Origin of the sequence: Ruegeria aquimaris, assembly GCF_025751555.1 — a bacterium.
Classification (GTDB): domain Bacteria; phylum Pseudomonadota; class Alphaproteobacteria; order Rhodobacterales; family Rhodobacteraceae; genus Ruegeria_B; species Ruegeria_B aquimaris.
Map to the genome: position 1 here is coordinate 76,670 of NZ_JAOWLB010000009.1, position 25,017 is coordinate 101,686.

Annotated in this window: 24 protein-coding genes and 3 pseudogenes; 15 read left to right on the forward strand and 12 right to left on the reverse strand. The window is 62.0% G+C overall.

Features of this window, described 5'->3' with window-relative positions; genetic code table 11:
* Position 1: 1 nt before the first annotated feature.
* From OE747_RS13715 to OE747_RS13740, 6 genes are all read right to left on the reverse strand, one after another.
* Positions 2-3,403 carry an efflux RND transporter permease subunit gene (locus OE747_RS13715; RefSeq protein WP_263829148.1) on the reverse strand — a complete coding sequence of 1,134 codons (3,402 nt, stop codon included), beginning with the start codon at positions 3,401-3,403 and terminating at the stop codon, positions 2-4.
* A gap of 5 nt (positions 3,404-3,408) precedes the next feature.
* A complete protein-coding gene (locus OE747_RS13720; protein WP_263829149.1) occupies positions 3,409-4,866 on the reverse strand; it encodes an efflux RND transporter periplasmic adaptor subunit in 1,458 nt (485 codons plus the stop codon).
* 95 nt (positions 4,867-4,961) lie between these two features.
* Complete coding sequence (moaB, locus tag OE747_RS13725) at positions 4,962-5,504, reverse strand: molybdenum cofactor biosynthesis protein B (RefSeq protein ID WP_263829150.1); 543 nt, start codon at positions 5,502-5,504, stop codon at positions 4,962-4,964.
* Positions 5,505-5,510: 6 nt separating this feature from the next.
* Positions 5,511-6,131, reverse strand: coding sequence for a LysE family translocator (locus OE747_RS13730; RefSeq protein WP_263829151.1), 621 nt, complete (start codon positions 6,129-6,131; stop codon positions 5,511-5,513).
* Positions 6,128-6,727, reverse strand: a complete 600-nt coding sequence (locus OE747_RS13735; RefSeq protein ID WP_263829152.1) for a metallophosphoesterase family protein — start codon at positions 6,725-6,727, stop codon at positions 6,128-6,130. The genes OE747_RS13730 and OE747_RS13735 overlap by 4 nt, the downstream gene beginning before the upstream one ends.
* The gene (locus tag OE747_RS13740) at positions 6,727-7,503 is read right to left on the reverse strand and encodes a uracil-DNA glycosylase (RefSeq protein ID WP_263829153.1); all 777 of its coding nucleotides are present in this window, start codon (positions 7,501-7,503) and stop codon (positions 6,727-6,729) included. Before OE747_RS13740 ends, OE747_RS13735 begins: the two co-directional genes overlap by 1 nt.
* Before the next feature lie 231 nt (positions 7,504-7,734).
* Here OE747_RS13740 and OE747_RS13745 point away from each other — a divergent pair, with 231 nt between their 5' ends.
* The 13 genes and pseudogenes from OE747_RS13745 to OE747_RS13805 all read left to right on the forward strand — a co-directional run bounded on the left by OE747_RS13745 (position 7,735) and on the right by OE747_RS13805 (position 15,829).
* A complete protein-coding gene (locus OE747_RS13745) occupies positions 7,735-8,169 on the forward strand; it encodes a hypothetical protein (RefSeq protein WP_263829154.1) in 435 nt (144 codons plus the stop codon).
* 71 nt (positions 8,170-8,240) lie between these two features.
* Positions 8,241-9,176, forward strand: coding sequence for an aspartate carbamoyltransferase catalytic subunit (locus OE747_RS13750; protein WP_263829155.1), 936 nt, complete (start codon positions 8,241-8,243; stop codon positions 9,174-9,176).
* Complete coding sequence (locus tag OE747_RS13755; RefSeq protein WP_263829156.1) at positions 9,173-9,697, forward strand: hypothetical protein; 525 nt, start codon at positions 9,173-9,175, stop codon at positions 9,695-9,697. The genes OE747_RS13750 and OE747_RS13755 overlap by 4 nt, the downstream gene beginning before the upstream one ends.
* A 118-nt stretch (positions 9,698-9,815) precedes the next feature.
* The gene (locus tag OE747_RS13760; RefSeq protein ID WP_263829157.1) at positions 9,816-10,202 is read left to right on the forward strand and encodes a hypothetical protein; all 387 of its coding nucleotides are present in this window, start codon (positions 9,816-9,818) and stop codon (positions 10,200-10,202) included.
* Positions 10,199-11,479, forward strand: a complete 1,281-nt coding sequence (gene pyrC, locus OE747_RS13765; RefSeq protein WP_263829158.1) for a dihydroorotase — start codon at positions 10,199-10,201, stop codon at positions 11,477-11,479. Before OE747_RS13760 ends, pyrC begins: the two co-directional genes overlap by 4 nt.
* Positions 11,479-12,090 (forward strand): glycerol-3-phosphate 1-O-acyltransferase PlsY, encoded by a 612-nt coding sequence (gene plsY, locus OE747_RS13770; RefSeq protein ID WP_263829159.1) that lies wholly within the window; start codon positions 11,479-11,481, stop codon positions 12,088-12,090. The genes pyrC and plsY overlap by 1 nt, the downstream gene beginning before the upstream one ends.
* Complete coding sequence (locus OE747_RS13775; RefSeq protein ID WP_404818319.1) at positions 12,087-12,344, forward strand: hypothetical protein; 258 nt, start codon at positions 12,087-12,089, stop codon at positions 12,342-12,344. Before plsY ends, OE747_RS13775 begins: the two co-directional genes overlap by 4 nt.
* 194 nt (positions 12,345-12,538) lie before the next feature.
* The gene (locus OE747_RS13780; protein WP_263829213.1) at positions 12,539-13,012 is read left to right on the forward strand and encodes a YHS domain-containing (seleno)protein; all 474 of its coding nucleotides are present in this window, start codon (positions 12,539-12,541) and stop codon (positions 13,010-13,012) included.
* A 469-nt stretch (positions 13,013-13,481) separates the two neighbouring features.
* Positions 13,482-13,760, forward strand: coding sequence for an AfsR/SARP family transcriptional regulator (locus OE747_RS13785; RefSeq protein ID WP_263829160.1), 279 nt, complete (start codon positions 13,482-13,484; stop codon positions 13,758-13,760).
* Positions 13,761-13,817: 57 nt separating this feature from the next.
* Positions 13,818-14,054: pseudogene (locus OE747_RS13790) on the forward strand (transposase); the annotation flags it as partial.
* Positions 14,053-14,340: pseudogene (locus tag OE747_RS13795) on the forward strand (hypothetical protein); the annotation flags it as partial. The pseudogenes OE747_RS13790 and OE747_RS13795, both read left to right, overlap by 2 nt.
* Positions 14,288-14,818 (forward strand): annotated as a pseudogene (locus OE747_RS13800) (phage terminase large subunit family protein); the annotation flags it as partial. The pseudogenes OE747_RS13795 and OE747_RS13800, both read left to right, overlap by 53 nt.
* A 273-nt stretch (positions 14,819-15,091) precedes the next feature.
* Positions 15,092-15,829: a hypothetical protein gene (locus OE747_RS13805; protein ID WP_263829161.1), complete on the forward strand. Its 738-nt coding sequence runs from the start codon at positions 15,092-15,094 to the stop codon at positions 15,827-15,829.
* A gap of 5 nt (positions 15,830-15,834) precedes the next feature.
* Here the strand turns inward: OE747_RS13805 and OE747_RS13810 are convergent, their stop codons facing one another.
* Genes OE747_RS13810 through OE747_RS13820 form a run of 3 tightly spaced genes read right to left on the reverse strand, consistent with a single transcriptional unit; the run spans position 15,835 to position 19,633 of the window.
* Positions 15,835-16,818, reverse strand: a complete 984-nt coding sequence (locus OE747_RS13810) for a formylglycine-generating enzyme family protein (RefSeq protein ID WP_263829162.1) — start codon at positions 16,816-16,818, stop codon at positions 15,835-15,837.
* The gene (locus OE747_RS13815; protein ID WP_263829163.1) at positions 16,815-18,575 is read right to left on the reverse strand and encodes a hypothetical protein; all 1,761 of its coding nucleotides are present in this window, start codon (positions 18,573-18,575) and stop codon (positions 16,815-16,817) included. The genes OE747_RS13810 and OE747_RS13815 overlap by 4 nt, the downstream gene beginning before the upstream one ends.
* A gap of 23 nt (positions 18,576-18,598) precedes the next feature.
* On the reverse strand, positions 18,599-19,633 hold the full coding sequence (locus tag OE747_RS13820) for an NAD-dependent epimerase/dehydratase family protein (protein WP_263829164.1): 1,035 nt from the start codon (positions 19,631-19,633) through the stop codon (positions 18,599-18,601).
* 212 nt (positions 19,634-19,845) lie between these two features.
* On the opposite strand from OE747_RS13820, the gene OE747_RS13825 reads away from it, so the two are divergent.
* Positions 19,846-21,279, forward strand: coding sequence for a UbiA family prenyltransferase (locus tag OE747_RS13825; RefSeq protein ID WP_263829165.1), 1,434 nt, complete (start codon positions 19,846-19,848; stop codon positions 21,277-21,279).
* Here OE747_RS13825 and OE747_RS13830 read toward each other — a convergent pair.
* A complete protein-coding gene (locus OE747_RS13830) occupies positions 21,265-21,678 on the reverse strand; it encodes a GtrA family protein (RefSeq protein ID WP_263829166.1) in 414 nt (137 codons plus the stop codon). The two genes, OE747_RS13825 and OE747_RS13830, sit on opposite strands and share 15 nt — an antisense overlap.
* A gap of 538 nt (positions 21,679-22,216) precedes the next feature.
* Here OE747_RS13830 and OE747_RS13840 point away from each other — a divergent pair.
* Complete coding sequence (locus OE747_RS13840; RefSeq protein ID WP_263829167.1) at positions 22,217-23,293, forward strand: hypothetical protein; 1,077 nt, start codon at positions 22,217-22,219, stop codon at positions 23,291-23,293.
* Here the strand turns inward: OE747_RS13840 and OE747_RS13845 are convergent.
* Positions 23,235-24,215, reverse strand: coding sequence for a ribose-phosphate diphosphokinase (locus tag OE747_RS13845; RefSeq protein ID WP_263829168.1), 981 nt, complete (start codon positions 24,213-24,215; stop codon positions 23,235-23,237). The genes OE747_RS13840 and OE747_RS13845 overlap by 59 nt on opposite strands.
* Before the next feature lie 415 nt (positions 24,216-24,630).
* Entirely contained in the window at positions 24,631-24,975 is a 345-nt protein-coding gene (locus tag OE747_RS13850) for a DDE-type integrase/transposase/recombinase (protein WP_263829169.1), read from the reverse strand.
* Positions 24,976-25,017: the final 42 nt, after the last annotated feature.

Genomic DNA, 25,017 nt, shown 5'->3' on the forward strand with positions numbered 1-25,017 from the left:
TCTATTGCGGCTGGCGACCGCGCCGACGGGCGAACAATGCGCTCGAGACCGCCATCGTCAACAGCATCAAGGCAAATGCACCCGTCACGAACAGGGCCATGCCTGCCACCATGGGGGGCCGGTCCGCGATTTGCGGCAGCGATTCGACAAGGCGCTGAGGCAGGGTGCCAAAGACCACCGGCCAAACAACGGTTGCGCCAAGCCAGCCAAGCGTCGCGCCGCCGCAGGCGACAACCGCCCAGCGCGCCAACCTGTCCGGTCCGCGCAGCGCACGCTTCAGCGCGGTCAGGGGCCGGACCACATCGCGCTGAATTGCCAGCAGGGCCGGCACAACCAGCAGCACGAGCAGCACACCAAACCCCAGCCCGTAGACCAGAGTGATCACGGTCGGTTTCAGGAATTGCGCCTGTTGCGAGCTCTCATACAGCAGCGGCGCAAGGCCCAGCACCGTCGTGAGCGAGGTCAGCAGAACCGGCCGCAACCGATCCGCGGTACCGTCGATGATCGAGGGGATCAGTCCGCGCGTTTCGGCATATTCGTCAATCGTCGTCACCAGAACGATCGAGTCGTTGATGATGATCCCGGTCATCCCCAACAACCCTACCACCGTGAACATGCTGAGCGGAACCTCCCAGATGTAATGACCCCAGATCGTGCCGACCAGCCCGAAGGGAATGATCGCCATCACCACCAGTGGCCGGGTCCAGCTGGCAAAGACCCAGGCCAGTACCAGGTAGATGCCGGTCAGGCACAGGATCAGGCCCGAGGCCGCCTCGGTCAGGAAGGTATCCTCTTGTTCGCTCAACCCCGCCAGCCGCCACTCGACCTGACGTTCGCTGGCGATCCGTGGCAGGATCTCGGTTTCCAGCGCCGTCGAGATCTCGGCCGCCCGCGCCGGATCGTCTTCGGAAACATCCCCGGTTACCGAGACAACCCGAATGCCGTTTTCCCGTTTCACGGTGGAAAACCCGGTGCGCTGAGTGACCGAAACGATATCGGCCAACGGAACATAGGTACCTTGCGGCGTCCGCATCAAAGTCCGCTCCAGGAAATCGGCGGTCAGCTCGTTCTCTGGCAGCTCGACCCGGATCTGCGCGCTGCGTGGCCCGTCGGGATAGGTTGCCGCCTCGATCCCGTTCAGCCGCGCCCTCAGCGCCCGGCCCAGCGCATCGACGGTAAAGCCCAGCGCCTGACCCTGCGCCGTCAGGTCCAATACGATCTCTTCCTTGTCATAGCTCAGATCGTCCTCGACCGCCGAAACCTCCGGGTACCGCGACAGCGCGGTTTGCAGATCCTCAGCGGCCGATTTCAGCACCTGCGCCGAGGCGCCATAGAACTGCACGTCAAGCGCATCGCCACCCGGCCCCGAACGCCAGCCACGAAAGCTCAGCGTCTCGACCTTGGGGTGGCGGTTCACGAAATCCTGCAACTCTCCGACAAAAGCAAAGCTGGAATAGGGGCGCTCATCGGCGTCGATCAATTCGATCGAGATCCCGCCCAGCAGATCCGCATCCTTGGTGTCGGCACCGGCCAGCCCGGGCCCCGCATTGCCGCCGATCTCGGCCATCACAAAGTCTATCGGGTTGCGGCCGTGGCGCTCTTCGTAGATGCGGCCAAGTTCCTCGGTGGCGCGCTGCAACTCGCGCATCATCGCCATCGTGTCGTCGCGGGTGGCGCCTTCAACCATGCTGAAATTACCGGTGACCGAGCCGCGTTCGGGCGCATTGAAAAACCGCCATTGCACATCGCCGGTGATGAACAGCGCCGCCTGGCTGGCAAGAACCGTCACCGTGCCCGCCAGAACGACATAGCGCGCCCGCACGACCCAGCCCACGAAACGGCGGAACAGATGGTCGCGCAGCCAGCGAAACCCCCTGTTCACCACCCGGTTCGGCCAGTCGTACCAGTGCTCCTTGGCTGAATGCGCAATGGCATGGGACATGTGGTTGGGCAGGATCAGGAAACATTCAACCAGCGACGCGGCCAGCACGGCGATCACGGTAAAGGGGATATCCTTTATCAGATCGCCGAACCGCCCTCCGATGAACACGAGGCCGAAAAACGCGATGATCGTGGTCAGCGTCGCGGCAAAGACCGGCATCGCCATGCGTCTTGCGGCGGTTTCCGCGGCCACGACCGGATGCTCCCCCAGCCTCCGCGCCCGGAAATCGGCATGCTCCCCGACCACGATGGCATCATCCACCACGATACCCAGCGTGATGATCAGCCCGAACAGCGACACCATGTTGATCGTGAGCCCGGCTGCATACATCAGGGCCACCGCCGCGAACATCGAGGCCGGGATACCCGCCGCCACCCAGAACGCCGTCCGCGCGTTCAGGAACAAGAACAGCAGCAGAACGACCAGTCCCAACCCGACAAGCCCGTTGTCGACCAGAATGTTCAGACGGTCGGTGATCGCTTCGGCCCGGGTCCGGATCAGATCCATGGTCACGCCCTGCGGCAGACCTGCCTCCATCACCTCGACCAGCTCTTCGACCTGATGCTGAACCTTGATCGCATCGCCCTGATCCGACCGATCCACCCGGACCGACATCGCGGGCTGGTCCCCGACCCAATAGCTCCGGTTGCGCGTGACCCCTTCGACCCGGATCGTCGCCACATCCGAAACACGCAGCTTGGACCCATCGGGGTTCGAGCGCAGGACGATCCCGCCGATCTCTTCGGGGCTGCGTTTTTCCACCCCGGTGCGGATGCGCGCGTTTGCTCCGGCCACATCGCCCGCCGGATCACCCGTGACCTCGGCCTCAATCGCCGTCGCGATTTCGGACATGGACACATCATTGGCGATCAGCTTGGCCGATGGCACTTCGACGACCGTGCGCGGCGCGGCCAGACCCCGGATCGTGGTCCGCGTCACCCCGATCTCGAACAGCCGGACGATCAGTTCATCGGTAAATCGCGCCAACTGCTCGGGCGAGACGGGCCCGGTGATGACAACATCGGTTACCCGATCCCGCCAGACCCCACGACGCACCGAGGGCTCCTCGGCATCCTCCGGCAATGTCGTTATTGCATCCACCGCCGCCTGCACGTCATCGGCGGCCTGCGCCATGTCCCAGCCGGGTTCGAATTCCAGCGTGACATCGGCGCGCCCCTCACGCGAGGTGGCTGTCGAGCTTTCCACGCCGTCGACCGCCAGCAAGGCAGGTTCCAGAACCTGCACGATGGCGCTGTCCACATCTTCGGGCCCGGCCCCTTCCCATTCGACATTGACCGTCACGTTCTGCACGATCACATCGGGAAAGAACTGCGCCCGCATGTTCGGAATGGCCGCGGCGCCCAGCACCAGAAGGACCATAAGCAGCAGATTCGCGGCAGTCCGATGGCGCGTGAAGTAGCTCAGAAGCCCGCCAGCGGCTTTGGGGATATCGCGGACCATGCCGGTCAGCCCCCAGCCCGCTCTTCCAGCCGCTGCACCAGGCGTGCGGGCACGTGGGTTTCGCCAAGCTGGCCCAGCAGCCGCTGTTTCACATCCGCCGGCATCCGGTCATTTCCTTCGACAAACGCGACCAGGCGCGCCCGGCGTTCGTCGGACAGTTCCAGCAGCGAGACATCCGGTTCACCGACCTCCGCTTCGACCCGCAGCGGGCGAACCTTGATTCCCGGCCCCAGCAATGGCGTGCGGCCGATCACCACCTCGCGCCCCTCCAGCCCTTCGCCCCGGACCAGAACATGGTCGCCCTGGCGCCGCAGCAACGTCACTGACAGAACCTCCAGACGGTCTTCGGCACCCAGCACCAGCACTGTCCCCGATGCATCCAGCGCCGAGGCGGGCAGTTGCACGACATTGGCAAGCGGGGGTTCTTCGACCCGAACCGTTACGAAATCGCCCGGCTTGAACCCCGGCGCCGCATCCAGCCCGGCATAGATGACGCGACCCGACTGGCCTTCGCCCGCCGCCGCGCTGTCACGACTGATGCTGCCCTTGGCGACCAGATCGGCGCCGGTTACATCCAACTCGACGGTGACGGGGGCACCGATCAACCTGCCGGAAACGTCAAGCAAGCGCGCATATTGCGCCGTCGAAATCCGAAAGGCCACTTCCAATGCGGTCGGGTCGATCAGTTCGGCCAGTTTCTCGTTCACCGAGACCAACCTCCCCTTGACCAGCGTTACTCCGCTGAGCGTGCCGTCAAAGCTCGCGAACACTTCGGTTTCAGCCAGATCGCGCCCGGCCATATCCAGCGCCAGCCGCGCCCGCGCCAGCCGGGTCGCGGCCTGATCCACCCGCGCCTCGGCCTGGGCCACCGCGATCCGGCGGGACAGAACCGCCTGACGTGCCTGGGCATCCGCCAGTTCGGCGGATTCCGCCGTGGCGGCACTGCCCACCCCGCGCTCGACCAGATCCTGCTGACGCTTCATCGCCTGCGCGCGCAGGGCGGCCTGATCCTCGGCCGCCTGTAACTCGTGGCCTGCAAGGACCAGGGCCCGGGCGGCATCGCGCGCCTCGGCCTCGGCATCCATCAGATCCGAGCGTGCCCGGTCCAGTTCGGTCTGCGCCTTGGCCGGGTCTATCTGCATCAGAACCTCGCCCGCACGAACCGCGCCGCCCTCGACAAAATTGTCGGATAGGCTGACGACCCGCCCGCCCATGGCGCTGCGCAATTCAAGCGTTCGGCGGCTTTGTACCTTGCCAAATGCTTCCAGAACCGGCGTGACAGTGCCGGTTTGTGCGGTTTGTACATTGACCGCAAACACCCGTTCACGGGCTGCGGGCGGTTTCTTGTCGGCGTTCATCCGGGATTGCACGGCGTCCGACACCAATTGCCCAGCCCAGATCAGCAGGGCCAGGGCGATCGAGGCAAGAAAGACACCAAGCAGGCTTTGCCGAAGAAATCGCATCGTTTACCGGGTTCCGGTCGCAAGTGACAGTATCATAACAAGCTAGGAGGCCCGGGAAAATTGCCAAGCCTCACATGCTTGAACGTGATCCTGACCTATTTCCGTCGCAGATGCTCATCCAATCGTGGCATGATCTCGACAAAGTTGCAGGGACGATGGCGGTAATCGAGCTGTTTTTCCAGGATCGCGTCCCAGGCATCCTTGCAGGCGCCCGGGCTGCCGGGCAGCGCAAACAGGTAAGTGCCCCCCGCAACCCCGCCCGTGGCGCGCGACTGAACCGCCGACGTTCCGATCTTTTCCATCGAGATCAGGGTAAAGACGGTGGCGAATGCCTCGATCTCTTTTTCATAGACATCGCGATGCGCCTCGACCGTCACGTCGCGCCCGGTCAGGCCGGTGCCGCCGGTCGATATGATGACATCGACACCCGGATCGGCGACCCAGGCACGCAGCTGGTCGGCGATCTGGGCGCGTTCGTCGCGAATGATGCGCCGGTCGGCCAGCACATGCCCCGCCCGCGCAATCCGGTCGACCAGGGTCTGGCCCGAACGGTCCTCTTCCAGCGAGCGGGTATCGGACACGGTCAGCACCGCGATGCGGACAGGAATGAATTCGAGGCTTTCGTCGATGCGCGGCATGGCGGATCAGGTCCTTTCAAGAATGGCGAGCCGCAGCGCCAGCGCGGCAAAGATGCCCGCCGTCACCCGGCCCAGGATGCGGGCCAGGCGCGGATTGCCTGTTAGCTGGCGCCCGAGGCCGCCCGCAAAAAGCCCCACCAACCCGTTGATGACAAACCCGCCGACCCCGATGATGGCACCGAAGACCAGAAACTGTGGCAGGATCGGGTCCGCCTCGGGCGATACGAATTGAGGGATAAAGGCCAGCACAAACAGGATCACCTTGGGGTTGGTCAGGTTCACCAGCATCCCGTCGCGAAAGGCATGCCGCGCGGCACGCGGCGGGGTATCGGCGGCAACGGCCCCTTGCCGCAGCGCCCCCCAGGCCAGCCACAGCAGATAGGCCACGCCGACCCAGCGGATGGCGTCGAACAGCCAGGGCATCGCCTGCACGGCAGCCCCCAGACCCAGCCCGGCCACCGCGACATGCACCATGCCGCCCGCCGAGATACCGGCGCTGGCCGCCCAGGCGGCACGCGGACCAGATCGCAACCCTTGGCCGAGGCAGAACATCATGTCGGCACCCGGCGTCAGGTTCAGCGCCAGCGCGGCAGGCAAAAACGTCAAGAGCGTGATAGGGTCGATCATTGCGGCCACTCGAACCAGTTCACGGTGGGACCCAGGTTTGCAAGCCGCGTCCGCCCCATGCTGCCCCGCGCGCCCCAGCTGTCATGGATATGACCACACAGCGCCAGTTGCGGCTGCACCCGTTCGATCGCGTCGCGGATCGCGGTCGACCCGACCGACTTGCCATCCGAGGTGACATCCCCGAACCCCTTTGGCGGCGAATGGGTGATCAGGATATCGGCAGCGGTGCAGCGCGCCAGCATCTCCGAGGCCTCGCCCTCGGTCATGTCGCAGGACCAGGCGCCAAAGGGCGTGGGCGGCACGCCATAGCCCAGCCCGAACATCCGTATTCCGTCCACCGTGGCCGAAGTGCCGTGCAGCACATGCACGCCTTCGGGTGCGGCGGCCTCCAGTTCGGCAGCGCTTTCGGCGTTTCCCGGAACCAGGACCAGCGGCACCATGATCCCGGCCAGCATCGCCATCGCCTGATCCAACCCCTGTCTGCCGTTGCAGAAATCCCCTGCCCCGATCACGATATCGGCTTCCAGGCTGGCCTCAACCAAGGCGGCGGCCCGGGCGCGCGCCATGTGCAGATCGGAAAAGGCCAGTATGCGCATCACTGCTCCCTCAATTTTGCCTTGAGTTCCAGAAGATCGGCCCAGGCCTGCCGCTTCATCTGCGGCTGGCGCAGCAGATAGGCGGGATGGAACATCGGCATGACCGGCAGGTTCATCGCCTGGGTCCATTGGCCCCTGAGCCGGGTTATGCCCCGTTTTCCCAGCACCGCGTCACAGCTGATATTGCCCATCAGCACCAGAACCTGTGGCTGTGCCAGCGCCACATGCCGTTCCAGGAACGGTTTCATCATGCCGATCTCGAGCGGCAGCGGGTCGCGGTTCTGCGGCGGCCGCCAGGGCAGGACATTGGTGATATAGACGTTTTTCTGCCGGTCGAGGCCAATGGCCGCCAGCATCCGGTCCAGAAGTTGCCCGGCCCGGCCGACAAAGGGCCGGCCCTCGCGGTCCTCGTCCCGGCCCGGCGCCTCGCCAATGATCATCACCCGCGATCCCGGCATCCCGTCGGCAAAGACAAGGTTGCGCGCGCCCTTCTTCAACTCGCAATCGTCGAACTCCGCCAGTGCCTGGCGCAGCGACGGCAGCGCGGTCGCGCTGGCCGCAGCCTTGCGCGCCTCTTGCACCGGATCCATTGCAGGCGCCTTTTGCGGCACGGCTGGGGCGGTAGACGCCACGACAGCAGCGCGGTCCAGGCGCGGCGCGGTATCGGCCAAGGCATAGCGATCCACCGGCGCGTCGCCGATCGCTTCGGTCACGCCCAGTTCCACCTGCCATTCCAGCAGGGCCAGCGCCGCATGAGGATCAAGTGCCGATTCCATGCCCCCAATCTAACCGTCTGCGCGGCAAGGGAAAGCGGATTGCCGCTGGACAGCGCGCGACGCGCAGCCGAGCATGGCAACATGTTTCGCCTGTTACCACTATGCCTGATCATCTTGTTTGTCGCCGCGTTTCATGACGCTCGGGCAGCAGAATGTCCGGCAGGTACCGCCCAATGTGGGGCGTCAAACTGCTGCGGCCTGTCGCAGAGTTGCAGCTGGGACGGGTATTGCGTGCCCTTGGGTGGCATCTATTGCGGCGGCGGCCGGTCCTGCGGGCCATTCGAGGATTGCGTCGCCGGGGGCACCCGATGCGCGCCCAAGGGCGTGGGCAAATGCCAGACAGGCCTGACCTGCGGGCCCGGGATGACCTGTTCGGTTTCCGGCGATTGTATCCCCCTGCCGAAACCGGAGCTGACCCTGCCCCAGAGCCCACCCTGCAAGGACGGGCGGGTCTGTCCGGCGGGGACTCAGTGCCTGCCCGGGGGAGGGTGCAGCCGCGTCGGCTGGTACCTGTGCGAAGAGACCGGATCGCAATGCAGGCCCGGCTTCAAATGTTCGGCCGAACGGGGCTGCGTGCCGCAACTGGCGGTCGATTGCGGACGCGGCGCCTGGTGCAAGCCCGGCGAGACCTGCCTGCCCGAAGGCGGCTGCGCCCCAGCCAACTGAGGCGACGGGCCGTATTGCCCCCGGCCCGCGCGCTTTCTATAAGCGGCGCAATCGCCTGACCGGAGCCGCCCATGTCATTTGCCCACCGACACCTGCTTGGCATCGAACAGCTGTCTCCCGCCGATATCACCGCCATTCTGGACCTGGCCGAGACCTATGTGGATCTGAACCGGCAATCGGCCAAGCATTCCGACGTGCTGTCGGGGCTGACCCAGATCAACATGTTCTTTGAAAACTCGACCCGCACACAGGCCAGTTTCGAACTGGCGGGCAAGCGGCTGGGCGCGGATGTGATGAACATGTCGATGCAGGCCAGCTCGATCAAGAAGGGCGAGACCCTGATCGACACCGCGATGACGCTGAACGCCATGCATCCCGACCTGCTCGTGGTACGGCACCCCCATTCGGGCGCGGTGGACCTGCTGGCGCAGAAGGTCAATTGCGCGGTGCTGAATGCGGGCGACGGGCGGCACGAACACCCGACCCAGGCGCTTTTGGATGCGCTGACGATCCGCCGGGCGAAAGGGCGGCTGCACCGGCTGAACATCGCCATCTGCGGCGACATCGCGCACAGCCGCGTGGCGCGTTCCAATTTGATTCTGCTAGGAAAAATGGAAAACCGCATCCGCCTGATCGGGCCGCCGACGCTGGTTCCCGCGCAGTTCGCCGCGTTCGGCGCCGAGGTCTATGACGACATGCGAGAGGGTCTGAAAGACGTCGATGTGGTGATGATGCTGCGGCTTCAGAAAGAGCGGATGGATGGCGGTTTCATCCCGTCCGAGCGCGAGTATTACCACCGCTACGGGCTGGACCGCGAGAAGCTGGGACTGGCCAAGGCGGATGCGATTGTGATGCATCCGGGGCCGATGAATCGGGGGGTCGAGATTGATGGGACCCTGGCGGATGACATCAACCGGTCGGTGATCCAGGAGCAGGTGGAGATGGGTGTCGCCGTGCGCATGGCGGCGATGGAGCTGTTGGCGCGCAACCTGCGCGGGGCGGCATGACCCGGCTGAGCGTCCCCCGGAACGAGAGCGGCCTGATCCGCCTCTACGCCCTGAACATGCGGCCCGAGGAGGCGCGGTTCCTGCGCGAGCCGGGGGCGGTGGCGCAACTCCTGGGGCTCGATGCGCTCGACATGGATCATGTCGAGGTCTTCCCGGTCTCCGACCTCGAAGACCTCGGTCTTTATGTTTATCTTACAGAGGGTTGCGGGATATCCGAGGACCATCTGGACCGCGCAGAACTGGCCGCGCACAAGGGCTGGATACTGCTTTTGAGAAGCCGGGCGTTCGGCGGGAACCCGGTCGAAATTACCTTGCCCGAAACGCTGGAGCCGGTGGGAGAATATCGCGAAGAAGACACCGATTGGAGCGGGACACCGATCGAGACGGCGAGCGCCCTGCCCCATTCCGCGCCGCGTCTGCCGCCGCGCGAGGCGAGGCGCAAGGCGCGTAATATCGGGTTTACGCTTTTTGCCGTCGTCATGTCGCTGATCATCGGGGGGCTGGCATGGCTGATCTTTTGACCCGCGAATTGACCGTTTTGTACCGGCCCCAGACGGCGAATGTGCCGTTTTGTACAACGGCAATTTCATCATCTGTTAACGGCTTCGGCGGCCTGACCGCCGTCCGGGGGGCACGGACATGAGCGGCGCGACACTCCGCTTTCCCGCCGACCGTGGGGCCTATATCCGCAACCACACCTGGATGGCGGCGATTGCCATGGGCGGCGCCATGGCGGTGCTCTGGGCGATGGACAACCCCTATGTCTGGACCGGTGCGCCGGCGGGCCTCGCCGCGATTGCGCTGAGGGGCTGGTACCTGGCGTCGGAGGAACTGGCGGTGGTCTGGGAAATCTCGGACGGCATTCTGAGCGGCCCGGGTCACCGGGTGCCGCTCGGCCAGATCGAGATGGTGCGGACCATGGGCAGCTATGTGCAGGTGATCACCAGGGGTGGTGACAAGCACCTGATCAAGTACCAGGCGGACCCGGCCGCCACCAAGGCCGCCATCGAAAGGGCGATGACATGAGTAACATCCTTTTCACCAATGCCCGGCTGATCGACCCCGAGGCGGGCACCGATGAACGCGGCGCGCTGCTGGTCGAAGGCGGGCGGATCGTGGCGCAGGGCCACGAGATCGGCGTGCCCGACAATGTCGAGGTGGTCGATTGCGGCGGCAAATGCCTGGCCCCCGGTATCGTCGATATCGGCGTCAAGGTGGGCGAGCCGGGCGAGCGCCACAAGGAGAGCTATAAATCCGCAGGACAGGCTGCGGCGGCGGGCGGTGTCACCACCATCGTCACCCGGCCCGACACCAACCCCGCCATCGACACGCCCGAGGCGCTGGAGTTTGTCACCCGCCGGGCGCAGGCCGATACGCCGGTCAACGTGCTGCCTATGGCGGCGCTGACCAAGGGGCGGCAGGGGCGCGAGATGACCGAGATCGGCTTCCTGCTGGATGCGGGCGCGGTGGCGTTTACCGATTGCGACCATGTGGTTGCCAATACCAAGGTGTTTTCCCGCGCGCTGACCTATGCCCGGTCGTTGGGCGCGCTGGTCATCGCGCATCCGCAGGAGCCGGGGCTGAGCGAGGGGGCGGCGGCCACCAGCGGCAAGTTCGCAGCGCTCTATGGCCTGCCCGCCGTGTCGCCCATGGCCGAGCGGATGGGTCTGGACCGCGATATCGCGTTGCTGGAAATGACCGGGGCGAAGTATCACGCCGACCAGATCACCACCGCGCGCGCCCTGCCTGCGCTGGAACGCGCCAAGCGCAATGGGCTGGACATTACCGCCGGTACCTCGATCCACCATCTGACCCTGAACGAGCTGGATGTGTCGGGCTATCGCACCTTTTTCAAGGTCAAGCCTCCCTTGCGGTCTGAGGATGACCGGCAGGCGGTGATCGAGGCCGTGCGCACGGGCCTGATCGACACGATCAGTTCCATGCACACGCCACAGGACGAGGAAAGCAAGCGGCTGCCGTTCGAGGAGGCCGCGAGCGGGGCGGTGGCGCTGGAAACGCTGCTTCCGGCGGCGCTGCGGCTTTATCATGCAGGCCAGCTCGACCTGCCCACCCTGTTCCGCGCCATGGCGCTGAACCCGGCGCGGCGGTTGGGGCTGGCCTCGGGGCGGCTGAGCGCGGGGGCGCCCGCCGATCTGGTGCTGTTCGACCCGGATGTGCCCTTTGTGCTGGACCGGTTCACGCTCAGGTCAAAATCGCAGAACACCCCGTTTGACGGCCAGCGGATGCAAGGTAGGGTGCTGGCGACCTATGTGGCCGGACAGGCCGTCTACCGGAGAGACTGATGCCCGCTTTCGACACGCCCGTGATGTTGCTGATCCTGTGGGCCGCGGTCGGCTACGGTCTGGGCTCGGTACCGTTTGGCCTGATTCTGACCCGCGCCATGGGGTTGGGCGATCTGCGCAAGATCGGCTCGGGCAATATCGGCACCACCAATGTGCTGCGCACCGGCAACAAGGGGGCGGCGGCGCTGACCCTGCTTTTGGATGGTGGCAAGGGGGCGGTGGCGGTGCTGCTGGCGCGGCTGTTCGCGGGCGAGGACGCGGCACAGGTGGCGGCGCTGGCGGCGTTCATCGGCCATTGCTATCCGGTCTGGCTGGGGTTCAAGGGCGGCAAGGGGGTTGCGACCTTTCTGGGGTTATGGCTGGCGCTGGCCTGGCCGGTCGGCATCGCCTGCTGCCTGAGCTGGCTGGCAGGGGCGGCGGTGACGCGGATCTCGTCCATGGGGGCGCTGGTGGCGGCGGCCAGCTCGACCTTCTGGCTGGTGGCTCTGGGTCATGGCAGCGGATTTGCTCTGGGCGTCGTACTGACGCTGATGGTGTTCTGGCGGCACCGGGCCAATATCGCGCGGCTGAGGGCCGGGACCGAGCCGAAGATCGGCCAGAAATCGGCGTGAGGGATCAGGCGCTGGCGCGGTTGCGCGCCTGGCCCATTGGCACGAATACTGGCCGGTCCGGCGGGCGGCGGTATTCCGTGTCCAAATCCGTGTTTGCCGGGGGGCGGTCGGTCAAGCTGGTGGCGACCGAGCTGGGCGGCCGCGATTACATCAGCCTCAACCTGTATGACCTGAGCGGCGGCGCGCGGCTGTTTCCCTGCGAGATGCCGGTTGCAAAGGTCGTGGCCTTTCTCGCCGATCTGGTGGAAGACTGATCATTTACCGATCTGTCAACCCGGAATTTTCGCACAGGCGCTCTGGACCTGCGCACGATCAACTTGAGTTGCTTTGAACGTGATCGGGTGGCTGCCCATCTGGGGATCACCGCGGCGAGATTGCGCCGTGCAGGATCCAACAGGCCCGGCCGGAAATTGCGCCGACGGGTCAGCCAAAAACGAAAGGCATGACAATGAACACCTTCAAGACCTTCCTGGGCGGCGTCGCCCTGTCCGTCGCGCTGGCCACCTCGGCCCTGGCCGCCGGTGTCGAGCTGAACGCAAGCTCGACCGGCCTGGCGATGCAGGGCTATGACCCGGTGGCCTATTTCACCGACGGTCACCCGGTCAAAGGCAGCTACAAGATCACCACGCTTCACAACGAGGCGCTGTACCGCTTTGCATCCGAAGAGCACAAGGCCGCGTTCGAGGCCAACCCGGAAGCCTACCTGCCGGCCTATGGCGGCTATTGCGCCTTTGGCGCGGCGCTGGGCTTCAAGTTCGATGGCGACCCGAACAACTGGAAAATCGTCGACAACCAGCTGTACCTGAACCTGTCGGACGAGATCCAGGCCAAGTGGGAAGAGGACGTCCCCGGCTATATCGTGAAGGCCGACGCCAACTGGACCGACATCGCCGACAAGGCCCCGGCGGAACTGCAGAAGTAAGCCGATTGACACTCGGGAAACCGGCGGCAGAGCGATCTGCCGCCGGTTTTCTTTTTGGAACGGTGGTGAGCAGAGATACGTTTCGGCCCTGTGTTGGATTTGCTGTGCGGGGAAATGCGGCGCCGGATACCGGGATTCCCATCGCACACCGAATGCCTGTCAAACTGTCAGCAAAAGACACAAACCACGAGGGCGGCGGGCACAATTGTGGCGAGGACTGCCAAATATGGAAGCCGCCTGCGCCGCGTGATTTTTAATCTTTCGGAGGGCTCTGAAACACGTGGGACATATGCATTGGTATGTTCATTCAACAAATCGAAGCGAGCCATCTGAACATTCCCTGGAGTTGTTGCCATTCATCCGGGATCGGGCCGGATGCTCCCAGTTTGCGTTTGCGCCGCGAAAGGATCGCTTACCGAACATCAGGGCGATTGTGGAAATCGATAACGCGCCGTGAAAAAAGCGCTTATTGTCCCAAGGACAACGTCAATTCGACGACTGGGAACGTGGCGAGGTGGCTGACCCAGGAAAGGTCAAAGCGCGGATACGTTTGTTGGGCGGCTTCGAGATGACTGCGCCCGATGGGGTTCCTGTGGCGATCTCCGGGCGCAAGATCCAGGGGCTTCTTTCCATCCTTGCCTTGTCGCCGGGTCTGACGGCGAGCCGCGACCGGCTGGTCGGGCTGTTATGGTCGGATCGTGACGACGACCATTCGCGCGCAGCCTGCGTCAGGCGCTTGTTGTGCTGAGTGGAATGCCCCAGCTGACTAGGTCCACCGTTATGTCTAGGGAACGGAGGACAAAGAATGGCAAACAAGCGGCACAAGCCCGAGGAGATAGTTCAGAAGTTACGTCAGGTTGATGTGCTTGTCGGCCAGGGGATGCAGCGTGTGGATGCGATCCGCGAAGTGCACATTACCGAGCAGACCTATTACCGATGGCGCAAGCAGTATGGCGGTATGGGAAGCGACAAACTCAAGGAACTCAAACGGCTCCAGAAAGAGAATGAACGGCTTCGGAAAGCCGTGTCGGACCTGACCCTACCAGCCGCAGGAACGTCAGCTTGCGATCCAGAAGAAGAAAGGCACGCTGGTCGATCGGGCGCGGGCGGGAACGCTGGTGTTTCGGCTCGCGCGGCAGGAGCGGGATGTCTGGGTCACCCGGCCCGGACGGGTGGCGGCCCTGTTGGCGGCGCAGATCTCGGCAGAGGTGGAACGACAGACCGGGGCATCGGTCACGATCGAAACCGCGATCCTGCAGAGGGTGCTGGAAGCCCATGTCCGAGACCAGCTCGACGCCCTCGCAGATCTCCGGGTCTCCCTCGGATGATGGTGATCTGACCGACACCGACCTGACCAAAGGTCTCGACCTCAGCTTCGATGGCGCCGCGGACATTCTGCGCGCCTGGTCCAGGGGTTTGCGGCCCGACCCGAACCTGACGGTGTCGGAATGGGCAGATCAGCACCGCTGGCTCAGTTCCCGCGCTTCGGCCGAGCCGGGACGGTACCGGACCGCCCGCACGCCCTATCTGCGGGCCATCATGGATGCGCTGAGCCCGGGCCATCCGGCGCAGCGCATCAGCTTCATGAAGGCCGCACAGGTCGGGGCCACAGAGGCTGGCAACAACTGGATCGGCTTTGTCATCCATCATGCACCCGGCCCGATGCTGGCTGTGCTGCCGATGGTCGAGATGGCCAAGCGCTCCTCGCGCGGTCGGATTGATCCGCTCATCGCTGACAGCCCGGCGCTGCGAGACCGGGTCAACCCGGCCCGGTCGCGTGACGCGGGCAATTCGATGCTGTCGAAGGGTATTGTCGATTGTGCGGTTTCCCGCTCATTTCGGACCGAGCGGGTTGATCCTACACCCTCGTTTCGTATTCAGGAACGAACGAAGTTAAAATTGGATTTGTCCTGAATGGATAACCAAAATACACGCATTCGCATAGTTCGCGCGCTATGCTTGGCGCTTGTCTGCCTTTGGATCTCCGGTGCAACCACTATGGCAGCTGTCTCCTGCAATGCGTCACTTGTGCAGGGATCGTCTGTTCATACAGCCCACGCAATGCCAGCCAGCAGCGTCATGCCCAAGATTGGCGAAGCCGCCGGACCGAGCCGGGATCGGGCGATCGTCAAGGAAATCCTGAAGGGAAACTTTCCCAGTTTCATAAAGGATCTGGTGCCTTTGACGCTCACAGGTATTGGATCGACCGGCAAGAAGATCTCAGTCACCTTGTGCGTCACACCTGAATACCTCGCCGTTGGCAACGACCGGGACTTCATTCGGGTTCCACTGGGGTTGCCTGCAGCCGCACATCTTGCCATGGAAATGGGATATGTGCTTCCCACAACCAAGATTGTCGATGCGATTTACCAGCAGGCAGCGGCGCGTGTTTCGCCCAGTCCCATGAACCCGACATCGCAGATGACGACGACGTCGTACTTCGTCGACCACAACCGGACAATTGAAAAACAACTGTCCGAAGTAAGGGGATCGATGCACGTGCTTTCGGCTGGGCACAAGAAGGATCTGGTGCTGTCCAACCGGCTCAAATCCAAGCCGGGGAGTGTGGCAATTTATGGTTGGCACCGAAAGAACGGCAAGCCTATCCAGCCGCTCAGTACGGTACATGGAGCAGAATATGCCGATTACAGCCACGGCGTCCGGCTGATTAGCAAAATGGCCTACGTGGATGGTCGCCCCGTTTTGCTGAGCGAAATCATGCGTGATCGAGAACTTTCACAACTGATCAGCAACGAAGGACCTATCGAAGACATCGTGGCCCTGATGCAAAGCTACGCACGGATCGCGGCAAACTAGACCTGCTAGTCGATCGTCTTGCAGCATCTGAATCCGAGGTGATAGTTCGCGTGGCTTGAAGGGCTCATGACCCGCGTCCCATGCCAGTAGGGTGCGCGCCAACGACACCAATCGGGATGGGCATAGTAGCGATCGAAGATAAACCAGCTGCCTTTCATCTCGGTCACGCCCAAGGTACGGCTGCCGGCACTGGCCATCTGGTCCGGCGACAACGGCAGGTTCATGTGTTCGGCCGCGTTGCCATGTTGGTCATAGACCCCCAAGGGACTCTTGCAGCCCGGGAAACTGCCTGTCGGATAAGTATTCGATCCGCAACTGTTGAACCCGCCCCCGCCGCAAGACGCGCTTTTCTGGCTTGCGGCAGCACAGATGCCCCGTTGATAGGCGTTGCCATAGGCCCAGTTCTTGCTGGCGCCATATTGGGCATTATGCGCCTTTTGCATCGCCGCCACGGACCCCAGTCCGAACCGGTAGTCAGGGGGTTCGAGCGCCCCTGCACAAGCCCCCTCCCATTCATGCGCATCGCATAGCCGCTTGCCGACCGCCGCGCAGATCTCTGCCGCTTCCCGCGCCTTGACCCAGACCACGGGATAGGTGCAGGGGATGTTGGGAAATTCGAACTGGTCGATGCAGACCTTTGCGTCAGACGGTTTCTCTCGCCGCGGATCATAGAGCGGTGCCATGTAGCGGTCGCCGCAGATGCGGCGGTTCTGTGCATTCTCGTATCCCGATGCTCCTCCGGGTACCCGCGCCTGACAGTCCTGTGGTGTCATCGGGTGCTTCGTGATCCGGGGATTTCCCTGACCGATGTAACCGGATCTTTGAAAGATCGCCCGAACCTCCTGCATCTGCGCGGAAGTCAATCGGTGCACATTTGCCAGCTGGCTGAACAGTGTCTCGTTGGCCTCCTGCAATGTCTCGCCATTCATCACAGACGCAAGCGAGAACAGAAAGCCCGCCGCGACGAGAGACAGCCTGCGCGGTTTCATTTCACGGCCTCCTTCTTCATTACGTAGAACAGGTCCCTGTTGTCGGGATATCCGATGAACCGTGGCAGGACCTTTCCGCCGGGCATCTTCTTGTCGATCAATCCCATACCGGGCACGATGTGAGCGACATGGATCTTGCCTCCGCGCGGCACGTAGAGGCCGAGATAGGTATGCTCCAGCGCATTCATGTCCAGCAACATGGCATAGCGGCACCCATAGGCCTGAAATGTACGCGTCATGGCTGAAGGCGTCGCCGTTGAAAAATAGCCGTACAAGAGGTATTGCGTCTGCCCGGTCTCGACGAGGCACCCCCCTGCGCGCAGCGTGCGCAACTGGGCATCGGCCGACCCCGACCAGTTGCCGCCCCCCCATTGCGTCACGAGGTTTCCGGGCACGCCCTGCCCCGTTGCCGCATCGAACTCCACAAGTGGTACGCCGTTCTGGCGGGCAAACCGGATCAGCGGCAGCAGAGCATTGTCCGCCTCCTGCCAGGTCTTCATGTGAACCGTGCCGTCATTCAGCACGATAATCGTCGAGAGATCGGGCTGCAACTTGCTGAAGATCACACCGTTCTCGATGAAGCCATAGTGGTGGCCCATGTTGTAGGTGGCCATCTCTCCGAACTTGAAGGCGCCATGCTGCCGCTTGAAGCCACCGGTGAAGGTGGCGATGGTCCGGTTCGCCGCGACCGGGTTGACCATGCCCAGACGCACCAGAGGGGCTGTAGAGGATATCCCGTCAGGCCCCGGCAGGCCGCGCGGACGCGCCGATGCAGAGGGACGGGGCGACCAGCCAACGCCCGGATGATCCGTGCCCAGCGCAAAACCGATGTCGAAGGCCGACAAGTCAAAGGCGACCATGTACCCCGTAGCGTTGGCTTCGACTGCATCGAGCCGATTCACCTTTCCCGGGCCACTCAAAACCGAACGCGCTATGGCGCCCGGTTGGAACGCGCTGGCAAACACGCCGTGCAGGCCGGTCACCGGATACCAAGCGCCAACTGCCATGCGGCCGTTCTCGGCCCCGGTCACGGCTATGTCCAGAAGTGTACCTATCACCGGTCTCTGATCCTCGGGGGCTTCGATCAGCATCGGCGGTGGGCCGACAGGGTTCACCGAGCCACCGTTTCCGGCCTCGACCGGGCTGACCTCGAGCTCGGAATCCTTGAAGAAGGTTCCGCGCACGAAACCGACAATGGTTTCGCCGCCCCAGATATTGTCGCGCAGGAACTCTGCCGTCGCTTCCAGACTGGTGCGGGCTCCGGTCGACTTGACCCGAAGGAACGCCGCTCCCCCACAGACCGGAGCATAGGGCAACCCGGTCCGTCTTGCGGCTTCCAGCTCGGCCAGCCCGAAATTGCAGGACACGGCCCCCTCTGGTCCGGCCAGAACCAGTGCATGTCCTTGGTTGTTCAAAGACAGGGACATGTCGTCCGGCACGGGGATTTCAATGTGGTAGCTCTGAAGCGGAGTGCCCTTGGCATCGACCTTCTGCAACAGGTACCAAGCGCCGATCGCGGGGTTGAGCGATACCAGTACAAGGCTGCCTGCGCCGTCCGGCAAGGAGACAGACCTGGTTTCGCGGAAGGGCTGCAAATCAAGCACTGTCTTGGGCGCTACCGCTTCGTAGTCCGCACGCTGCCTGGCGAGCGCCTCGGGGGGGGATTGGGCAAAGACGGGTACCGCATCCCAGGCCAACGCCAAAAGCGCAGCCATTGCCAACAGCCTTTTGGGGTCGGATCTGAGAAACAGGGTCATCAAGCCTCCTTTCCCGCTTGAATCTAGAGCACCAAACGAAGCAGCTTCAGAGCGCCGCGCTTCCACGGGACGCGGTGGGTCACGCCCGATGTCGTAGATATCCTGTCATGGTTTTCCACGTACCAGTCGTAGTTGCGGATCAGCGCCTCTTCGTTCGAGTAGCGCGGTGCATAGCCCAACCGGTCGGTGATCTTGTCGATGCTGACGAAACTGTCCTTGCCGGCGGTCTCGTAGATCCACTTGTAGAGCGGCGACAGGCCCACGGCTTCGAGCGCCCGCAACGTCCAGATGGCCGGAGCGGAAGGTAGGCCGACGATCCGCTTGCCATGCCCCGCACGGTCGAGTACCGCCTGAAAGCTTTCGCGCAGGCTGCCATAGCGCGCGGCACCTACGTTGAACGTGTCGTTGACGCGATCCTCGTCTGCCGTGGCGCACAGGAGCACCGCCTGATTCAGGTCTTCGACATCCAGCAGTTGATACAGATTGTTGCCCGATCCCAGAACCGGAAAGCCATGCCCCCCATAGGCGAAATCATAAAGGAGCTCGAAGGCGCCCAGTCGCTCGGGACCGACAAAGGATTTGGGCCGCAGCACCGGCAGACACAGCCCCCTTTTTCGGAACTCGGAGCACGCTTTTTCGGCCAGAACCTTGGACTCACCATAAGGCCCGACCCCGTGCATCGGGTCATCCTCGGTCAATGGATGATGGTCAGGGACCCCATAGACAGCCGTGCTGGAGATGTGAATAAAGCGACTGATGCCTTTCTGAATCGCCGTTTCCAGAAGCATGCGGGTTCCATCGACATTGGTAGAACGTATCTCTGATGGTATGCTCAGCGGCAAGGCCGCGGCGCAGTGGACAACCACGTCCACATCTTCGAAAGCTTCGTCGTGACGGCCTTGATCACGAATGTCGGCTTGCAAGACGCAGATCCGATCCGCTTCGGGGTAGTTGAAGGGGGCAATGTCGTAGCTGCGCACCCGATGCCCGCCAGCCAGTAGGTGGCGAACTAGATTGATACCCATGAAACCGGCACCGCCGGTGACGAGAAAGTTCATCTTTTCCCTTTTCGACCGGCCCTATCCGAAAAACCGATCTGCAACAGCAACGCTCGTTTTCGTCGTCAAGCCTGACGCACGCACCCATCTTGAAAACATGATCTGAATCAAGAACAGGACGAGAATATCCGAAGATGGTGTCAATTAAGGAAGGGAAGCGAAAGATACCGCGAGGCCAGCGACAGGAAACATTCGGGGAGAAACAGCGGTCAATGGAAGGACAGATCAAGGACCAGAACTCCGAGACGACTCCGCTTGTACTGGATGTCGATGGAACGCTCCTGCGCACCGACCTGCTGCTCGAGACAATCTGGGCCGCGCTGGCGCACAACACCGTTGCTGCCTTGCGGATCATCTTCCGGAACCTTGCAAAACCCCAGTTGTTGAAAAGGGAGCTCCTGACCATTGCCCGCCCGGACATCGCCCTTTTGCCCGCAAGGCAGGAGGTTCTGGACATGGCGCAAGCGGTGAAATCGCAGGGAGGCACGGTGCACCTGGCCTCGGGAGCGGACAAGGAATTGGTCGACGCCGTCGCAGAACGTTTCGACATTCAGGGACCCAACTGGGGGACGACCCCGGAACGAAACCTGACACTCGAAGAAAAGGCGGCACTGATTTGCGACAGGCTTGGTCCCGAAGGGTATGATTATGCGGGAAACTCCTGGGCCGACCTGCCGTCCTGGAAATCCGCGAGGCGGATCATCGCGGTTGCGCCCGGCGCGCGGTTGAAGGCCGAAATCGACCGGATAGGCAAGCCAATTCAGATTTTGGTGGACGGTTGGACTCTGCGGGACGCGCTTGGCGAAATGCGATTGTTGCAGTGGATCAAGAACCTGCTTGTTTTGCTTCCGATGCTGGCCAGCCTGCCGGCAAGTCCACATGTCGTTCTAAAGGTACTTGCCGCGACCCTGAGCTTTGGCTTGGCGGCCTCTGCAATTTACATCTTCAATGATCTGACCGATCTGGACTCCGATCGCCGTCATCCGGAAAAAAAGGAACGTCCAATAGCCTCGGGGCGATTGCCGATCTCCGTGGCAATGGGGCTCGGCATCGTCTTGGTTGTCCTGTCTTGGAGCCTGGCGCTTGCGGTGGGTCCATGGGTCTGGGCCACGATCGTCCTCTACATGGTGCTCAACCTGGCCTATTCCCTGTCCCTGAAAAGGAAGCGCTGGATCGACGTCGTCGTGCTGGCAGCGTTCTTTCTGATCCGCTTTTTGACGGGCGCAATTGCCGCCGATGTAGTTGTTCCCCCGCTGTTTCTTGGCTTCGTGTTCGCAGTCTTTCTATCGCTTGCCTGCGTCAAACGACTGACCGCACTTGCTCGAAGTCGGAGCAAAGAGCGTCTGCCCGGCCGCGGGTATCGGCCGGCGGACGCGCGCAACCTGCAGATCCTCGCTTACGGCAGTGCCCTTTTTTCCATTGTCCTTTTTCTTTTGGCCACCTTGCCAGCAGGAGCAGTGCCGGATGTCAGCACACCACTGTTGATGTCACTCTCCATGCTACCGTTCGGTGTTTGGCTTGTCCGGATAATCTGGCTCAGTTTCCAGGGCCGCGAAGACTATGATCCTGTGGTCTTCGTCACCCACGACAGGGTCGGATTGGGCATGCTGGCCCTCTCAATACTCATCGTTCTAATTTCTCTTTGAGGTCTCGACCTGGAACACGTAGGCAAGGTCCAACCGGTACTTTATCGAATACCCTAGAACGAGCCCCAAAATCGCTCCGACCTCGCGCATCCGCTCGGTCTGCCAGACAATCAGGAACAACGTTTCGGTGCCCCAGAACAATAGCGTCGTGGCGACGCCAGTCAGGGTATAAAGCGAGAATTTCCCTACCTCTCTGCGGAAATCTTGCGGCTGGTCGAAAAATATCCACTTCTTGTCAAGCATGTATTTCACGACAAGCCCGGCTCCGGTTCCCAAGACCAGAGCCAGAACATACCCGGACACACCTACGAATTCTGTCAGCACCAAACGCTGAATACCGAGGTTGACCAGCACCGCGACAATCGCAAAAATAGCGTAGCTAATTGCCCTGACTGCCAAACGTTCCCTCTCTTCCGGTTATCTGAAACGGCCGATCCTGAGATAATGGGCCCGACGACCCGCAAATGCCAACCCTGATCGCGCGAGAAGCTCCGGTCCCAGGTTCAAGGGCGCACGCTCAGCCGGTTCGTCGCCGCCGGGCAAGTCAGCGGCGACATCAGTGGGCGGGCTTTGCCGAGCAGCCTGCCCAAGGTCAAATAGCGGATCGGGGATTGTTGCTATGCCTTGGAGCCATCGAGGGAGTGGCACGCGGAAACCAACCGGGGCTCGCTACGACGACGTATCAGGCCGCTCTTGAAAGCCGGGTATCCGTCAGCAATAGTGATCATCGAACCGGACCCAATAAGACCGTTGCAATCTGGCGGGTTCCATTTGCGTCCACACATAGCAAGTTCGGCAACGCCATTCAGGTCGGTGCTCCACCGCAAGTGAGCTTGCTCTGACAAGCCCCTCTGCCACCGTGTTCCCGGTTGGCGACGGTACGCCGGTGATGCCATAGTAGTGTCGTCACAAGTGCGCAGACACAACGGAAGGCTTCATGTCAACACATCCCCGCTCCGAGCAGAATCGTTTTCCGATTTCGGAGAAAGTTCGGTTCCTATCCGGGGTTGCCGCATATCCTCATGGGCCGAAATCCGTGGAAGTGATTGAAACGCACATGTCATGGGTCTTTCTCGCAGATGAATTGGTCTACAAGCTGAAGAAGCCGGTAAGATACGATTTTCTCGATTTCAGCACGGTTGAAAAACGCTGCGCCGCTGTCGCCGACGAAGTTCGCCTCAACCGTCGACTTGCCAGTGATGTTTACCTTTCAGAGCGTCCCCTACGGATTGGCACCGATGGAAGACTTACGCTGAACGGGTACGGGCAGGCCATCGACTGGATGGTGGAAATGCGAAGGTTGGCGCAAGAACAAGATCTCGAACACGTGATTGCATCTGGTGGTCCGAGGCAAGTCGACCTTTCCCGTTTGACGGATCTTCTTGCCGAGTTCTATCTAGGGCTTCCGCCCGCAGATATCGATCAGGACACCTATTGCTCTCAGTTCGCCGACGAGGCCCAATTGACCGAGAATGTCCTCACCGACCGCACACTCAAGCTGGACGAACCGTTGCTGGCATCCGCTCTCGATGGTTTCCGGCGCGCCTTCGAAACGGCGACTCCACTGCTGCGTCACCGGGTCCAGAAGGGTTGTATCGTCGAGGGGCACGGGGACCTGCGCCCGCAGCATGTTTTTATGAGCGAGCCACCGGTCATCATTGACTGTATCGAGTTCAACCTTCGCCTTCGTCTTGTCGATCCCCTGGACGAGATCGTCTTTCTGGGCATGGAATGTGCGCATCTCGGTGCAAGTTGGGTTGCGGGAAAGCTTGTGCGAAGGTTGAACTCGGTGATTGGCGAACCGTCGGCCGATCTAGCCGACTTCTACTGGCGCTACCGCGCACTTTTGCGCGCGAGACTGGCGCTTTTGCACTTGGTTCTTCAGCCCGGCCGCACTCCTGAAAAATGGCGACCACTGGCGGGGGCTTATGTTGCTTTGTCGACCAGACCAGACCTCATGCGCCGGCAGCCGGGAGGTCTACAATCGGACGACAGTTGTGCAGGCACTGGATAGCCTGTCCGAACAACGGAGCTGCGGATACGATCTCTATCCGGCTCGCAACATCACTGGTCAGGCGGAACGGCGGCACCGTGTCGGTAATCACCCAACCTTTGATAGCGGGGTCCGACAAAGCCTCGGTTGCGCCGCTGGTGAACAATCCGTGGGCAGCCAAAGCCCACACGTCGCGGGCTCCGCGACGCATGATTTCTCGGGCAGCGCGAACCATGGTCCCGCCAGAGGCGATCAGGTCATCGACTATCAGAACGCGCGCGCCCTCGACCTGCCCTGCAAAAAGCTCTCCTGTGACCACTCCCGCGCTGCGTCGTTTTTCCATGAGAGCAAAACCGACCTCGCGCTGAAGTTTTTCTTCAAGCGCCTCTCGAAACAGCTGAGCACGTTTTACTCCGCCGGGATCTGGCGAAGCGACGCAGATTGGTGCGTCCGAGGCCAGTTCGATTGAGCGGTCCAACAAGACCCCACGCGTATCAAGCGCAACGGTCTCGCAGCGGAAGGAATTCTGGAATGCAGCGATGTTGTGAAGTTCCATCGCCACAACACGATCCGTCCCGACCGCCTCAGTCAGTTGCGCGACATAGCGCGCCGTCACCGGATCGCGCGGCTTTGTCTGCCGATCTTTTCGCGCGTAGGCGAGATAAGGCAGTACCGCCGTCACGCGGCCCGCACCACTTGCACGAAGTGCTCCGATGAAAAACAGCAGTTTGCACAGCTTGTCGTTTGGACTTTCATCCGGTCCGCCATGAAGCCCCTGGATCACGTAAACGTCCGCGCCGCGCACCTCTTCTAGAGGGCGCGCCTTGTGTTCCCCGTCTTCAAAGTTGCGCTCTTCCATGGTGGCCAGTGACGTACCCGCCTCCTTTGCCACGGCGAGGCCAAAGGGCCGAGTAGCATTGAGAGCAAAAATCTTGAGTTCCAATGATAGGTCACTCCTTGATGGATTATCCATGATCAGGCGTGCGCCAAACCTACCCGCGAATCTAATGCTGTGTCACCGTTCGAGGATTTTTTTCGAGACGGAGGTGTTAGCCAGGCTGTGTCTTTTGAGAGGCGTCGGACAGCTTCTGACCAGTTTCAGTTTCCCAATCACTGAGACAACCCAGTCGGAAAACAGCTAACGCACCACAGAAAAAGCATCGGCGCGGTTGGGCTTGAAATTTGCTGGGGTGTAAAGGCCGCGCGCCTTGACTTAAATGTTTGTAGACCGACGAATAAACAGCGACGATTTTCTGCAAACTTCACATCTGCCTTTAGCGCAGCATCCCCCGATCTTGCAGTCGGAACGGCAAGGGTGGATTCTCTGTGCAGTTGTTGAACCATTGGCCGGATTTCTGTCAGTCGGCATTGCCGATATCTTTCATCGCCGCGCCGTAGGAGCGGAGCGTGTCGGTAACCTGGACAAGAGATCGACCGTGGCGTTTCACTGATTTTCCGAGGAATTTCAATACGGCCAATTTGTCTCTCGTCTTCGCCACGAAGCTTTCCACGACCTCACCTTCGCGATAGGCGTCGCGCCAAGGATAGCACCGTACTCCATTGATATTTATGACACTGCGGCCAGGTGCCGACGCCACTGCGACCAGGGCCGACGCAGATCGGCGCGTTTCTTGCGGACCTCGGAGGTGAAGATCGGGCCGAAACGCGGCCACCAGATTCGGGCCCGTTTTGATATGGATCATTGCGTGCCAGTCAACCGCTCCAGCAAGGTCAACGTGGGAGGG